This is a genomic window from Leptolyngbya sp. FACHB-60 (assembly GCF_014695775.1).
GTDB lineage: Bacteria > Cyanobacteriota > Cyanobacteriia > Phormidesmidales > Phormidesmidaceae > Nodosilinea.
The window spans coordinates 23,100-37,510 of the sequence record NZ_JACJOX010000023.1 but is presented as its reverse complement, the minus strand read 5'-3'; the positions used below and the strand labels follow the sequence as shown (position 1 = coordinate 37,510).

Sequence of the window (14,411 nt, the reverse complement as noted above, 5' to 3'; positions counted from 1 at the left end):
CACAGGTGCTATTTAACCTCCAGAGCGTGGATGCCACTATTAAATAGTGCATAGATAAACTTTATAGCACCAAAAAATAGTGCAGACGCAAAATTTAATGCTTAGTCCCGTTGTGCCCCAGTCGCTAATTTTTCGTGAAAACGAGATGCAGCAGGTCTGCACCCTGCTCCGCCAGGATAGTGATTTTGTCATTACCGGTGTGCCGGGCATTGGGCGGCGCACGCTGATTTGGAATGCAGCCCAGCAGGTCGGTGCTCGCTGTCTAGAAATTGACTTTCTGCGCTGCCGCAATGCGGGCCAGTTTCTCCGCTTTTTAGCTGATGGCTTGATCAACACCTTTGGGGCACCGGAAGAAATCGCCAAAATTCAGCAGTGGAGCCTAGAGCAGCCGCTGACCCTTGATCAGAGCCTGGCCCCCCAGGCGCAGCTGGTCTGGCCTAAAACTCCTGGTAAAGAGTGGTCTCTGTTTGAAGGGTTGCTGGCGCTACCGCAGCACCTGGCAGAGTGGCTAAACTGCCAGGTGGTCATTGTGTTTCACAACTTTCCGCACATTCGCTCATGGGATCGTCAGGGTAAGTGGGAAAGTCATCTGCGCCGGGAGATTGAGTGCCAGAGCCGGGTGAGCTACGCCCTGGTGGCCACGGTGGCCGAACCCTGGATGACCGCTAGCCAGCTGCCGGTGATATCGCTAACGCCCCTCAGCGATCGCGACCTGCAACCCTGGGTGATTAGTACTATGGCCACGGCAGGCCTCAAGTTTGATCCTGACAGCCAGGCCCTAGAGCTATTTCTCAGCTACGCGCAGGGCCACATGAAAGATGCCATTACCCTGGCCCAGCGCCTGTGGCTAAACTGCAATGCGATCGCCTCACCTACCCCAGAGCTAATTCAGTCGCACCAGGTGCACAGCACCATGCTGGGCCTGGCGCAGGATATGGCGGTTGTCTTTGAAGCCCTGCTGCTGCTGCTGCCCCCCACCCAGGCCCGTGTGCTCGAAAGCCTGGCCCTCGACCCCACCGACAGTCCCCAGTCCAACGCCTATATCAAGAAACATCAGCTCTCGCGGGGTGGCGGCTTGCAGGGAGCACTCACCAGCCTGGAGCAAAAGGGCTTGATCTATGGCCCTCAGTTTGGCTACCGAATTGCGCTACCGCTGCTCGATTTTTGGCTCAAACAGCGGCTACGGTAGTCATACGTTTAGATTTAGAGATCTTCTGTTGCGGGCACTAGTTCAAAGCAGCCTGATACCGAGGCGGGAATGGTGCGGGGGCGATGGCTCACGGCATCGACAAACACCCATTCGGTCGCGCCGGTGGCCAGCACGGTGTCGTCGCTGAGGCGCAAAAATTTGTACTGGCGGGTGCTGCGGGCTTTGCGCAGGGTAGTGATCCAGGTGGTGAGGCGCAGGCGATCGCCCCCAAAGGCCGGGCGCAGGTAGGTGATTTGGTGCGACCTTGCTACCCAGGTGGCCCCCAGAACTTGAGTCTCAGCGGTGCAACCGACGCTGGTGGCGTGGGCGATCGCGATGTCCTGCATCCACTGCACGTAGGCGACGTTGTTGACATGGCCGTTGCCGTCCACAACCTCCATCGGCACAACAAATTCGTGGTGGTAGAAGCGTTTCATGCAGTAGCCAAATCGGTGAGAGAGCCGGGGTGGGGTGGGTGAACCGAAGTGTTAACCATACGGCTCTGGCATTGAGTTACGGTTCGGCTAGCACATCGATAAACCTCTGTATGGCTATGTGAAATGCTTGGTCGGGGCAACCCTACAAATTGGGGGAATCTGCTAAGTGATGGCGATCGCCTTCGTCATCTAAGTGAGAGTCGGGGCAGGCAAAGAGGATGGAGAGGGCTTCGCTACCGCGCTTTTGGAGCTGATGGGCGTAGCCTTCTGGGATGACAAAGCGATCGCCAGTAGAAACGTTGAACGGAGGCTCCCAGTTGACGCTGTGTACGCCATTGGTAGAGGTTACTTCGCCAAAATGCAAGGTGCCCATGCCTTGAACAATTTCGTAGGTTTCATCGCCAATTTTGTGGAAGTGGCAGCCAACGTGATGAGGAATGGCGGCCACATGAATACGACAGGCGGCATCGCCAGATAATGCAGCGTGGCGAATCCCTACGGCAGCATCGGATTCTGCGTTTTCTAAGGCGGTCTGCCAATCAAAATGACTATTGTTTAGTCGAAGAGCAGATTCGTTCAATCGCAGTATTTCTGAATCTTTCATGGTGAAGAACTGATTATGATGATATTGACCAAAATCATGATGCTGGAGCAGCCCTTCGCAGTCGGGAAGGTTGGAGTACATCGTCCGCTCTGGGCACTCAACCTAGAATAGAACCAGCCCTACTCCCGGCAATTCTATGGCGAAACTCTGGCCCTACGCCACCCCCGGCATTCCTGACCACCTGTTCGAGCAGCTGCCCGGCATTCCCCTCAGCTGTCGGGAGGTGCGGCTGCTGCTGCTGGGCTACCTGCGGCTTAAGCCCAAGGATGTACTGTGGGATATTGGCGCAGGCACCGGTACCCTGGCGATCGAAGCGGCACTGATGATTCCCGGCGGCAAGGTGGTGGCGGTTGAGCGCGATGAGGATGTGGCCGATTTGATTCGGCACAACTGCGATCGCTTCGGCCTCTCCAACATTCAAGTCATTCAGGGCAGCGCCCCCGGCTGCCTGAGCGAGCTGCCCCACCACCCCGACTGCATTTTTGTCGAAGGCGGGCGCAACCTCAAAGAGATTCTGCTGACCGCCTGGGACTACCTGCCGTCGCTGGGGCGAGTAGTGGTGACAGCGGGCAACCTCGAAACTCTGTACGTGGTGTCTGAGACCTTTGCCCACCTGCGGGTACGCAATATTGAAGCCGCCCAACCCGCCGTCAACCGGCTAGAGACCAAGGGCAACTACCAGGTGTTTACGGCGGTAGACCCGATCTTCATTCTCAGCGGCGAAAAATATGAGTGACAGCCAGGCCCGCTGGGTTACCCCACAATTGAGTTCATCAGAGCGATTTCGAGGCTGTCTGTTAGGGCTAGCTATCGGTGACGCCGTCGGCACCACGGTCGAATTTCAGCGTCGCGGGTCATTTCCGCCTGTAACAGACATGGTTGGCGGTGGCCCTTTCAACCTCAAGCCCGGTCAGTGGACCGACGATACCTCTATGGCCCTGTGCCTGGCCACCAGCCTGGTCGAGGTCGGTGCCTTCGATGCCACAGATCAAATGAACCGCTACTGTGATTGGCGCGACGACGGTTATCTCAGCAGCACCGGCGACTGTTTTGATATTGGCAACACCGTCAATCAAGCGCTGTCTCAATACAAAACTTCCGGCAATCCGTTCAGCGGTTCTACCCATGCACGCTCTGCTGGCAATGGTTGCCTAATGAGACTTGCCCCTATCCCCATGTTTTATTTTCCCGATCGCGATCGCGCCATCCAGTTTTCAGGCGAGAGTTCTCGCACAACCCATGGGGCACCAGAATGTATTGATGCCAGTCGGCTGTTTGGAAATGTGCTGTTCCGAGCGCTCTCAGGCGCTAACAAAACCGAAATCCTCTTGGACAACCTAGAGACAATTCCATCTCCCGCCATTCAATCCATTGCCGATGGAACGTATCAAAACAAGCGAATCGATGAGATTCGGGGCACAGGATATGTCGTGAATAGCCTAGAAGCAGCACTGTGGTGTTTTTGGACAACGGAAAATTACGAACAGGCCATTCTTGCGGCGATCAATCTTGGCGATGATGCCGACACAACAGCCGCTATTTGTGGTCAAGTAGCAGGAGCCTATTACGGAGAATCGGGCATACCCACGTCTTGGCTTAAACAGCTCGCCATGGGCGACCAAATTGCCAAGCTTGCTGATCAATTACATACGGCCACGGCATAACGACCTATTCGTAACAAACTACACTCTACCAGCCCTCCTAAAAGAGGGCTGGGGAGGATCACTGAGCCTATCTGACAAACATGAAATCGCTATAGCTACGCTTCCAACACGCGGTGGATGCGGCGCTCTAGCTGATCGAGATCTAGACCGCCTTCGTCGCGGCTGATGCGGCGCACCGTCGAGTTAACCTTCGACAAATCCTCCAACAGGTCAGTCAAAATTTCCTGCTGCTGCCGCGACTGAATAACCTCACGTGGCTCCTGCACTAAATCGCGCACAATCGTATCTTCCGCCCGCGAGGCTACAACGGGGTCAGTGTGCCCTTCTAAATACACAAACGTTCGCCGCCCTGGGCCGCGCTCCTCCTCAACCGGCTGTAGCGATGTCACCTGATCCGATCGCACATATTTACCAAAACCTAAGTGTACCAATACCGATGATTGAATCTTCATACTGCGTATTACGTCTATTACCGCTATATCCCTATCATAAAGATTTTTCAGAATCGCTGAAAGCAAAGCTAGGAGAGGATTCTACGGTATTTTAGGTAGGGGTTTACGCGACGTTTCCACAGGTGGCAAAATGCCCTTTTCAATGCAGCATCCCAGTCGCCATGTGTGGGATTTTTGGTATCACTTTGACCCAGCAGCAAAACTCTTTCATGTTTTTTACTTGAATGCCGATCGCGCCTTAGTCTCATCGGAGCAGCACCACTACGCCACCTGCGTTGGCCATGCCACCACTCCAGATTTTGTCGCAATTGACTGGGGTGATGAGAGTAGTTTCGACGTGCTCAAACCTCTCCCAAGGCACTGGGCAAATACGTGCATCTGGAGCGGCGATATTATCAAAGCTCAAAACAGCTATCTCATGTTTTTCACATCGCGAGATCGCCATCAAGACGACGGCATGACCCAAAGCATAGGCGTGGCCTACACTAGCGATTTGTTCTCTAATCGGTGGCATTTCTTTGACAGCCAGCTAAAGCCGAAACATTTTTATCAAACCCGAGGTGTTGTCGACGATCTAACCATTCACGCCTGGCGAGATCCATTTTTGTTTCGGCACCGAGCCAGCTACCAAATCTTTATGCTGGCGTCAGCTAAGGCGTTAAATGGTCCGGCCGGCAAGCGTGGCGTCATTGCCTTGTTGCAAGTTGCCGACGACAACTTTGCCCAAGCCGTGCGTGGCGACAGCGAATGGCAATATCGATCGCCCCTATTAGAACCTGGCGACTACTCTGAAATGGAAGTTCCACAGCTCTATCAACAGGCTGAAGGTAATTATGAGCTGGTGTTCTCGTGCTGGGCAAAATACGATTTTTCACCTGTGACCGGTGGAGTAGGGGGCTTCCAGGGCATTACGATTCCCCAACTTTGGACGCAGGGGCGCGATGGTCAAAGACCGGCCCAAGGCCATCGCATCCCGCTGCCCCTAGCCAGCCAAACCATCCGGGTGCTGGCCCCAGAAACCCAGGGGCTTTACGCTTGTCGGGTTGTGCCTGAACTCGGTGGCGAAATCGTCGGGTTTGATATTCAAACGGGCGGCATTCGCCGCAGCGGTATTCACACTAATCTGACCGCAGTAGATCGTGATTTTTCTGACTTGGCGATTTGAAATCAACTAGCGCCCTGGGTCGCGCTAACGGCACGAATTAATCAATCTGTAGGCCGCCCCGTCTACCATCACTCGCCCCCTGGTCCCAACCGACTGTAGTAGGATCTGGACATCTCAGCGCCAGCACCCAACCCAATGCAGAACTCAGGCTTTTTTCGCAGCGCCCAGCGGTGGGTTTCTCGCACCCCCGAGCGTGCTCTCAACCAGTCCTATGAAGCCGCTCAGATGATTGAGGCGATCGAGCGCGAGTACTTTGGCGGCAACCCCATCTCTCCCCGCTACGGCAGCTACGGCGACAGCGCGATCGCCTACTTTCAAAGCGAGCTAAAAAAATACCTGAATCTGATCAAAATGCGCATGGCCGTGTTTCGAGCTAGCCGCTCGATTGTGCAGGTCACCGACCCCAGGGTGACAGAGATACAGCTGCCTGCAGCTGGGGGCGATGACCTGGCCGTCAGCGTGGTTGACCAACAGGCTATGGTTTTTCGCAAGCTCCAGCTAATTGACGAGGTGCTGGTCCGCTACGCCAACCTCGACACTAACCCCGAGCGGGTAATCACCCTCACTAACGGAGGCAGCGGCAGCCTAGAGCCTGCTCCTTCGAGTCAGGTGCTGCGATCGCGAACTGACCAGGCGCGGGAAGGGCAGCCGTTAACCGGCCAAAACGGGGCGGCTGCCGTCAACCTGCCTCTCCAAGACGGCACTAGGGCGGCGGGCCTCTCCGACCGGGTCAACGTGCTGCCCCGATCCATTCTCCGCACCGTCGATCGCATTCGCCAAGACCTCAACCCCAACGCCGAGCAAGAAGTAGTCAAGGAGTTCCGCAACTCTAAAGCCAAAACCACTGCCGCCATTCGGTTTGTGCTGCTGCTGGTGATTGTGCCGCTGCTGACCCAGCAGTTTACCAAAGCCTTTATCGTTGGGCCGATCGTCGATCGGGTGCGGGCCGGAGGCGAAGAAATCGAAGTCTTTCTCAATCTTGAAATGGAAGAAGAAGCCCTCCACGAGCTTCAGCAGTTTGAGGAGCGTCTACGCTTTGAGGTGCTAATTGGCAAAGTCCCAGCCCTGTCTGAGCTAAATATTGAAGAGCGAGTCCGCGCCAAAGCCGCCGAAGTCGAGGAAGATTACCGCGATCGCAGCGCCAGCGCCGTCAAAAACGTGTTTTCTGACATCTTGGCCGCGATCGCCTTTGCCCTCCTGCTGATTTACCGCCAGCAGGACGTAGCTAACATCAAATCCTTCATGGATGAGATCGTCTACGGCCTCAGCGACAGCGCCAAAGCATTCATCATCATTCTCTTTACCGACACCTTTGTCGGATTCCACTCGCCCCACGGCTGGGAAATTATCCTAGAAGGGCTCTCGCGCCACCTCGGCCTACCCGCCAACCGCGACTTCATCTTCCTATTTATTGCCACCTTCCCAGTCATCCTCGACACCATCTTCAAATACTGGATCTTCCGTTACCTAAACCGCATTTCACCCTCGGCAGTGGCAACTTATAAGACCATGAATGAGTAGGGACGTGGGGAAGGTGAGGATGTGATGTGAGGCCGATCGCAGTCAACCTACAGACTCATTCGCAAAACAGAAGTTTAAACCGATGCTCGGCTAATCCTTTCCGTGAGGTGCAGGACGACGGAACGTCCTGCTCGACGGGGGTCTGGGGCCTGCGAAATGGCCCCAGCGGTAGATCTGGCTTTTGACCAAAATTGTGCGCCGCGCAGCCCCGTCTCGCAGTGAGTCCCTCATTTAGTACAACAGATGTTCCACTGGGCAAATGCCGTTTGCCCCTACAGAAGGGCGATCGCACCTACCCCACCTCCTCCCCAAGTAACATTTCGCCCTCTCCCCTGCTCTACCAACAAGCAGAACAAAATTCTCTCGACAGAAACTAACATTTCATAAAAATACAGCTGATTCCTGCCTCACCAGTGAGAGAATCTGCCCACATCTAACATGCCCCTAGCTATTGATAGCTCTGATACCTACCCTGTAGAGAGCAGCTTGTTATGCTCAACCTGCGGCCAGCACAAAAGTTGCCCAGACGCTAAACTCTAACCGTGTTGTTCCCCTCGTTGCTCAGGCCCCCTACCCCCCAAGGAAAGCCCAGTGTTTGAGTACCTGCCCCCTCTCAACGACCACAACCTGCCCTACCCCGACACCATTCACCCAATCGTGGTGCACTTCGTGATTGCGATGGTGCTGTTTGCTGTCCTCTGCGATCTGGTGGGCTACTTAACCAAAAACACCCGCCTATTTGAAGTGGGCTGGTGGAATATGGTATTTGCCACCGTGTCTATCTTTATCGCCATTATTTTTGGCCAAATCGAAGCCGGTCTAGCAGAACCCTACGCCGCCGCCGTCAACGACCTAAACCTACACACCCTGATCGGCTGGTCACTTTCGGGCATCATTGCGGTCCTGACCGGCTGGCGCTACATTATTCGCATTCGCACTCCCGACCAGCTACCCATACCCTACCTAGGCTTGAACGTCATACTGACGGGGATTGTGCTCTTTCAGGTCTATTTGGGTGACAAGCTGGTTTGGGTTTATGGGCTGCACAGCGCGCCCTTAGTAGAAGCCACCCGGGGAGGTCTACTGTGATTGTTTGGTCTTTAGTGGCTAAGTCAGGAGCTAACAACCTGCCGTACGCCATCCCTATTCACCCCAACCTGGTGCATTTGACGCTGGGTCTGTTTATTGTGGCGATTGGCTTTGATATTGTGGGGGCGCTGTTTCCTCTAGAAAAGCGGGTGTTTAAGTTTTTGGCAATTCCGGCCACCCGTTCTAATTTGTTTGATGTGGGCTGGTACAACATGGTGGCCGCCGCCATCATCACGTTTTTTACCGTTGCCGCCGGCTTTTACGAAATTTTGCTGGCCGACATGTCGGTGCCTGGGGTGAGCGCCTGGGGGCTGGGGATTAAAGACACCATGGTTTGGCATGGTTTGGGGGGCGTGCTCATCCTGACGCTGATTGTAGCTATGACCATATGGCGAGGGTTTCAGCGCTATCTGTGGCGGCAAGACCGAGCTCGGCAGGTGCAGTGGAGCTACCTATTGGTAGGGCTAGTTGTCTTTGCGCTGATGTTTGCCCAAGGCACCCTGGGCGCTCACCTAGGAGGTGACTTTGGGGTGCATGTCACGGCCGATCAACTGCTGCGATCGGGGGGCAACCCCAACCAGATCTAAAGGAACCACAGCGATATGACGACACCTACGACACCTACAAAACCCCGTAGCCTTTCCTTTCGCACCGTTGCCCAGCTGGTCGCCTTGGTGATCGCCGATGCCGCAGTCAGCCTTTGGGTTGGTCGCCAGGCCTATCTCTGGATGCCGCCCCAGGCCTCAGCTGAGGCCTTGCTGGTCGACGACCTGTTTGGCTTTTTGACCACCATTGGCAGCTTCATTTTTCTGGGGGTCACCGCCGTGCTGTTGTACTCGGTGCTGTTTCAGCGGGCGGACAAGTACGACATCAGCGACGGCCCCCCAGTCGAAGGCAACCTGCTAGTCGAAATTCTCTGGACAACGATTCCCCTGGGGTTAGTGATTTGGATTGCCACCTACAGCTACCAGATCTACAACCAAATGGCCATTCTCGGCCCGATGGAGCACATGAACCACGTGCCCAGCCTGAGCCTGATGCCCTCCGCCGAGGCCGCAACCCTGCCTGCTGTGCCCGAGAAAACCCCGATCGAAGTCCACGTGCGCCAGTGGGCTTGGGAGTTTCACTACCCCGACCAAAACATCGTCAGCACCGAGCTGCACCTGCCGGTAAACGAGCGGGCCAGGCTAAAGCTAATCTCCGAAGACGTGCTGCACGGATTCTACGTGCCCGCCTTTCGCGTCAAGCAGGATGTGATTCCCGGCAGCACCATCGACTTTGGTTTTATGCCCATCCGCGAGGGGCGCTACCGACTGCGCGACTCTGACTACAGCGGCACCTATTTTGCCGCCAACCAGGGCATCGTGGTGGTTGAGTCGGCCGAGGCCTATCAGCAGTGGCTGGCTACCACCGCCCAGCAGCCCCTCACCGAGGCTGACAATCGCGCCTTTCGCGAATTCACTAAATTGGGCGATCGCCCCATCAGTGCGGGCTGGAAAACCGTCGAACCGGCTCCGCCCCCCCGTGTAAATTTTGCTAGCTCTGAGGAAGATAGCTATGAGTAATGCGTCGCTCGATGCGATCGCCGCCAAGAGCGATCAGCCGTTTCCCGGTGCTCCCAACAACTGGCGACGGTTTTTCAGCTTTAGCACCGACCACAAGGTGATCGGCATTCAGTACATGGTCACAGCCTTTGTGTTCTTCCTGATTGGCGGGCTGCTGGCCATGGTCATGCGGGGGGAGCTAATTACCCCTGAAGCCGACCTGGTCGATCGCACCGTCTACAACGCCCTGTTCACCATGCACGGCACCATCATGCTGTTCATGTGGACCTTCCCGATGCTCAACGGGTTGTCCAACTACCTGGTGCCCTTAATGATTGGGGCGCGGGATATGGCCTTTCCCCGGCTCAACGCCGCCGCCTTCTGGCTGGTGCCGGTGTTTGGCACTCTGCTGATGGTCAGTTTCTTTATCCCCGGCGGGCCGTCGCAGTCGGGCTGGTGGGCCTACCCCCCGGTCAGCCTGCAAAATCCCACCGGCAATCTGATCAACGGCCAAGTACTTTGGCTGCTGGCGGTGGCTCTCTCGGGGGTGTCGTCGATTATGGGGGCGGTCAACATTGTCACCACCATCTTTCGCATGCGGGCCCCAGGCATGGGCTGGTTTAGAATGCCCGCCTTTTGCTGGTCGGTGCTGGCGGCCCAGATGATTCAGCTGTTTGGTCTGCCCTCCCTAACAGCGGGGGCCGTGATGCTGCTGCTAGATTTAACGGCGGGCACCAGCTTTTTTGACCCGGCCAAGGGCGGCGACCCGGTGCTCTATCAGCACTTCTTTTGGTTCTACTCCCACCCGGCAGTTTACGTCATTATTCTGCCGATCTTTGGCACATTTTCGGAGATTTTTCCGGTCTACGCCCGCAAGCCCCTGTTTGGCTATCGGTTTGTCGTGGTGTCGTCAGTGCTCATCACCATACTCAGCGCCATGGTGTGGGTGCACCACATGTTTGCCAGCGGCACCCCCAGCTGGATGCGGATGCTGTTTATGTTTTCCACCATGCTGATTTCGGTGCCCACGGGGGTGAAGGTGTTTGCCTGGGTGGCCACGGTGTGGGGCGGCAAGCTGCGGCTCGACACGCCCATGCTGTTTGCCTTGGGCGGCTTAGTCTGCTTTTTGTTTGCGGGCATTACCGGCGTCATGCTGGGGGCGGTGCCCTTCGACATTCACGTCAACAACACCTACTTTGTAGTGGGCCATTTCCACTACGTGATCTATGGCGCTACGGTGATGGGCATTTACGCTGCCATCTACCACTGGTTCCCTAAAATGACGGGCCACATGTATTACGAGGGGCTGGGCAAGCTGCACTTTGCCCTCACCTTTATTGGCGTCAACCTCAACTTTTTCCCCATGCACCCCCTAGGGCTGATGGGCATGCCCCGGCGGGTGGCCTCCTACGACCCCGAGTTTGCCTACTGGAACGTGATCGCCAGCCTGGGCGGCTTTTTGCTGGGGGTTTCGACCCTGCCCTTTATTCTCAATATCGTGAGTTCTTGGGTGCTGGGCAAGCGAGCCCCGGCTAACCCTTGGAATGCGATCGGTCTGGAATGGCTGGTTTCCTCGCCGCCGCCGGTCGAAAATTTTGAAGAAATTCCGATTGTCGTGTCTGGCCCCTACGGCTATGGCTCCGACGAATCTTTAGTTGCCAACAATCCCGCTGGAGAGTTGATCAGTGAGCACAGCTAACCTCGACCCCACCCTCAATACCCACAGTGCCCACGCCGCCGAGCATGAAGAAGAAGACCATCGCATGTTTGGCTTCATCGTCTTTCTGTTATCAGAAAGCGTGATTTTCTTGAGCTTTTTTGTGGGCTACATCGTCTACAAAACCAATCTCACCGACTGGCTGCCGGCTGGCGTTGAGGGGCTAGAGGTGCGCGAACCGCTGATCAATACCATCGTGCTGGTGTCGAGCAGTTTTGTGATTTACTTCGCCGAGCGGTTTTTGCGCAAAGAAAACCTCTGGGGCTTTCGCGCCTTTTGGCTGCTGACTATGGCTATGGGCAGCTTCTTTCTCTACGGCCAGGCGGTGGAGTGGATGGGGTTGTCCTTCGGCTTTACCGACGGTGTGTTTGGCGGCACCTTCTACCTGCTGACTGGCTTCCACGGCCTGCACGTGATGACCGGCGTGCTCTTGCAAGGGATTATGCTGGGGCGATCGTTTTTGCCCAATAACTATGCTGGGGGCGAGTTTGGCGTAGCGGCAACCTCGTTGTTCTGGCACTTCGTCGATGTGATCTGGATTATCCTGTTCATCTTGATCTATGTTTGGCAGTAGGTTGTTCTCTCAAATCCCAAGGTTCTTTTGGACCGCTTTAGTTTGCTTACAATTTCTCTAGAGAACCTCAGGATCGCTTCCAGCAAGATTTGCATTAGCAAAAGTTACTATGCCCGCCAAGGATATTTACCATGATGCTGTCAAAACTGCCTTAATTAAGGATGGATGGACAATTACCCAGGATCCTCTGAGTTTGCGCATAGGTAAAAAGGATCTGTTTATTGACTTAGGTGCCGAAAAATTGCTTGCGGCGGAGAAAGGTTTAGATAAAATCGCTGTTGAAGTCAAGAGCTTCGTTGGCCCTTCAGAAATCCGTGATTTAGAAAATGCCTTAGGTCAGTTCGTGCTTTACGAAAATGCTTTGAGCCTCATCGAACCAGACCGAACTCTGTACCTGGCGATTCGAGAAGCAGTGTATCTCGATTTGTTTGAAGCAGAAATTGGCAAAATGCTCTTAGAGCGAAACATTATAAAACTCGTATCGTTTAACCCTGAGCAAGAGGTAATCACTCGATGGATACCTTAGAGAGCTATCGCCAGATTATTCGCAGGGTTTTGAATCCATACACCCGTCTTGCCTACGCTAATGTCGATGTCCGCAATCTCGCTGCCTTTGACGCGGACACCGACCAATACATTATTCTCTCTGAAGGCTGGAACGGCCAACGCCACCACCACGGGTGCCTGATTCATATCGAAATTCGCAACGGCAAAGTTTGGGTACAACGCGATGGTACTGAAGACGGCATTGCCAATGAACTAGTGGCGACAGGAATACCTGAAACAGATATCGTTCTCGGATTTCAAGAACCTTCGGTCAGACCCTACACAGGATTTGCGGTAGCTTAGCAGCGATGTGCTGCACCCTCTCAACCTTCTCTAACCCCCAATCGGTTTAAGCCAGCCCATTTTCCTAGCCCCCTAGTGAGAATTCTTTTATGATTATCGACGACCAGCACTACGACGTGATCATTGTCGGTACCGGAGCGGGAGGCGGCACTCTGGCCCGTAAACTCGCAACCTCGGGTAAGCGGATTCTGCTGCTGGAACGGGGCGGCTCGATGCCTCTCGAAGAGCAAAACATCAGCGATGTGGATATCTTTCAGAAGCAGCGCTACCACGCCCCCGAGCAGTGGTATGACGGCGAAGGTGAACCCTTCACGCCGCAGATGAAGTATGCGATCGGCGGCAATACCAAGATCTACGGGGCTGCTCTGCAGCGCATGCGCGAAAAAGATTTTGAAACGGTGAACCATCAGGACGGCACTTCGCCCGAGTGGTGCTTTAAGTACAGCGACTTTGAGCCTTACTACAGTGAGGCTGAGGCGATGTATCAGGTGCATGGTCAGGGCGGGTTAGATCCGACAGAACCGCATCGCAGTGGGGATTTTGCCTATCCGGCGATCGCCCACGACCCCACCATTCAGCCCGTGGTAGAGGGCATTGCTAAACAGGGCTGCCACCCCTACCCGCTGCCAATATCGCTGTCGCTGCGGGAAGATGATCCGACCGGGGATGCCGAGGTGTTTGGGGTCAATCCAGCTTTAGATTTTGGTAACGTTACTCTCAAGACCTCAGCTAAAGTTACCGGCATTCTCACTAACCCGGCAGGGACAGCGGTCAAGGCGGTGCAGGCTGAGATCAACGGACAGCTCTATATCTTTATGGCCAACATCGTTGTGCTGGCCTGCGGGGCAGTGAATTCGGCGGCGCTGCTGCTGCAATCGGCCAACGAGAAGCACCCCAACGGGTTAGCAAACAGCTCTGATCAGGTGGGTCGCAATTTGATGAAGACTCAGCTGAGTTCGATTGTGCAGGTCACGGCCCAGTCCAACTCTGGAAAATTTCCGCGCTCTGTGGGCATTAACGACTATTACTGGGGCGACAGCCAAGTTGACTACCCCATGGGCCACATTCAAAATATGGGCGGGGTGCTGCAAGATGCGATTTTTGCCGAGTCGCCGCCAGTTCTTTCGCTGGTTACCAAGTTCTTGCCCAACTTTGGGCTCAAGCAGCTGGCGACGCGATCGATCGCCTGGTGGGCCATGACCGAGGTGCTACCCGACCCCAAAAACCGGGTGACGGTGAAGGACGGCAAGCTCTCGGTGGCGTTTACCGCCAACAATGCCGAGGCCCACGATCGCCTTGTCTACCGCTGGCTTGACGTGCTCAAGTCGGTCGAAAAAGACAGCAGCCTGTTCTCGCGATCGGGCCTGCACCCGCGCGGCGAAGTGCCCCAGTCGGTGATGGCCTACCAGTGTGGCACCTGCCGCATGGGCACTGACCCCACCAACTCCGTACTCGACATTAACTGCCGCGCCCACGAGCTAGATAACCTCTATGTGGTCGACAGCAGCTTTATGCCCTCCAGCGCTAGCGTGGGGGTAGCGCTGACGGTGATTGCCAATGCCCTGCGGGTGGGCGATCATCTGCTGGAGAGGCTGCGGTAAACGCC

Annotated in this window: 16 protein-coding genes; 13 read left to right on the top strand and 3 right to left on the bottom strand. The window is 55.3% G+C overall.

Annotated features, from left to right (window positions below; all coding sequences use genetic code 11):
- Nucleotides 1-97: 97 nt before the first annotated feature.
- Entirely contained in the window at nucleotides 98-1,189 is a 1,092-nt protein-coding gene (locus tag H6F57_RS09170; protein ID WP_190625308.1) for an ATP-binding protein, read from the top strand.
- Nucleotides 1,190-1,203: 14 nt separating this feature from the next.
- Here H6F57_RS09170 and H6F57_RS09165 read toward each other — a convergent pair whose 3' ends face one another.
- Complete coding sequence (locus H6F57_RS09165) at nucleotides 1,204-1,626, bottom strand: thioesterase family protein (protein ID WP_190625307.1); 423 nt, start codon at nucleotides 1,624-1,626, stop codon at nucleotides 1,204-1,206.
- A gap of 142 nt (nucleotides 1,627-1,768) precedes the next feature.
- On the bottom strand, nucleotides 1,769-2,230 hold the full coding sequence (locus H6F57_RS09160; protein ID WP_190625306.1) for a hypothetical protein: 462 nt from the start codon (nucleotides 2,228-2,230) through the stop codon (nucleotides 1,769-1,771).
- A gap of 136 nt (nucleotides 2,231-2,366) precedes the next feature.
- Here H6F57_RS09160 and cbiT point away from each other — a divergent pair, with 136 nt between their 5' ends.
- A complete protein-coding gene (cbiT, locus tag H6F57_RS09155) occupies nucleotides 2,367-2,966 on the top strand; it encodes a precorrin-6Y C5,15-methyltransferase subunit CbiT (RefSeq protein ID WP_190625305.1) in 600 nt (199 codons plus the stop codon).
- A 28-nt stretch (nucleotides 2,967-2,994) separates the two neighbouring features.
- Nucleotides 2,995-3,894, top strand: coding sequence for an ADP-ribosylglycohydrolase family protein (locus H6F57_RS09150; protein ID WP_190625379.1), 900 nt, complete (start codon nucleotides 2,995-2,997; stop codon nucleotides 3,892-3,894).
- A 95-nt stretch (nucleotides 3,895-3,989) separates the two neighbouring features.
- Here the strand turns inward: H6F57_RS09150 and H6F57_RS09145 are convergent, their stop codons facing one another.
- Nucleotides 3,990-4,346, bottom strand: a complete 357-nt coding sequence (locus H6F57_RS09145; protein ID WP_073609269.1) for a hypothetical protein — start codon at nucleotides 4,344-4,346, stop codon at nucleotides 3,990-3,992.
- Between the two features lie 130 nt (nucleotides 4,347-4,476).
- Here H6F57_RS09145 and H6F57_RS09140 point away from each other — a divergent pair, with 130 nt between their 5' ends.
- The 10 genes from H6F57_RS09140 to H6F57_RS09095 all read left to right on the top strand — a co-directional run bounded on the left by H6F57_RS09140 (nucleotide 4,477) and on the right by H6F57_RS09095 (nucleotide 14,406).
- On the top strand, nucleotides 4,477-5,511 hold the full coding sequence (locus H6F57_RS09140; protein WP_190625304.1) for a beta-fructosidase: 1,035 nt from the start codon (nucleotides 4,477-4,479) through the stop codon (nucleotides 5,509-5,511).
- A gap of 135 nt (nucleotides 5,512-5,646) precedes the next feature.
- Entirely contained in the window at nucleotides 5,647-7,032 is a 1,386-nt protein-coding gene (locus tag H6F57_RS09135) for a proton extrusion protein PcxA (protein ID WP_190625303.1), read from the top strand.
- A gap of 591 nt (nucleotides 7,033-7,623) precedes the next feature.
- Entirely contained in the window at nucleotides 7,624-8,121 is a 498-nt protein-coding gene (locus tag H6F57_RS09130; RefSeq protein WP_190625302.1) for a DUF2231 domain-containing protein, read from the top strand.
- The gene (locus H6F57_RS09125; RefSeq protein WP_190625301.1) at nucleotides 8,118-8,708 is read left to right on the top strand and encodes a DUF2231 domain-containing protein; all 591 of its coding nucleotides are present in this window, start codon (nucleotides 8,118-8,120) and stop codon (nucleotides 8,706-8,708) included. The genes H6F57_RS09130 and H6F57_RS09125 overlap by 4 nt, the downstream gene beginning before the upstream one ends.
- Nucleotides 8,709-8,723: 15 nt before the next feature.
- Nucleotides 8,724-9,686 (top strand): cytochrome c oxidase subunit II, encoded by a 963-nt coding sequence (locus H6F57_RS09120; protein WP_190625300.1) that lies wholly within the window; start codon nucleotides 8,724-8,726, stop codon nucleotides 9,684-9,686.
- Nucleotides 9,679-11,364 (top strand): cytochrome c oxidase subunit I, encoded by a 1,686-nt coding sequence (gene ctaD / locus H6F57_RS09115; protein WP_190625299.1) that lies wholly within the window; start codon nucleotides 9,679-9,681, stop codon nucleotides 11,362-11,364. Before H6F57_RS09120 ends, ctaD begins: the two co-directional genes overlap by 8 nt.
- Nucleotides 11,351-11,956 carry a cytochrome c oxidase subunit 3 gene (locus tag H6F57_RS09110; RefSeq protein WP_190625298.1) on the top strand — a complete coding sequence of 202 codons (606 nt, stop codon included), beginning with the start codon at nucleotides 11,351-11,353 and terminating at the stop codon, nucleotides 11,954-11,956. Before ctaD ends, H6F57_RS09110 begins: the two co-directional genes overlap by 14 nt.
- A gap of 109 nt (nucleotides 11,957-12,065) precedes the next feature.
- Complete coding sequence (locus H6F57_RS09105; protein ID WP_190625297.1) at nucleotides 12,066-12,482, top strand: XisH family protein; 417 nt, start codon at nucleotides 12,066-12,068, stop codon at nucleotides 12,480-12,482.
- Nucleotides 12,470-12,805, top strand: coding sequence for a XisI protein (locus H6F57_RS09100; RefSeq protein ID WP_190625296.1), 336 nt, complete (start codon nucleotides 12,470-12,472; stop codon nucleotides 12,803-12,805). The genes H6F57_RS09105 and H6F57_RS09100 overlap by 13 nt, the downstream gene beginning before the upstream one ends.
- Before the next feature lie 89 nt (nucleotides 12,806-12,894).
- Nucleotides 12,895-14,406: a GMC family oxidoreductase gene (locus tag H6F57_RS09095; protein WP_190625295.1), complete on the top strand. Its 1,512-nt coding sequence runs from the start codon at nucleotides 12,895-12,897 to the stop codon at nucleotides 14,404-14,406.
- Nucleotides 14,407-14,411 lie beyond the last annotated feature (5 nt).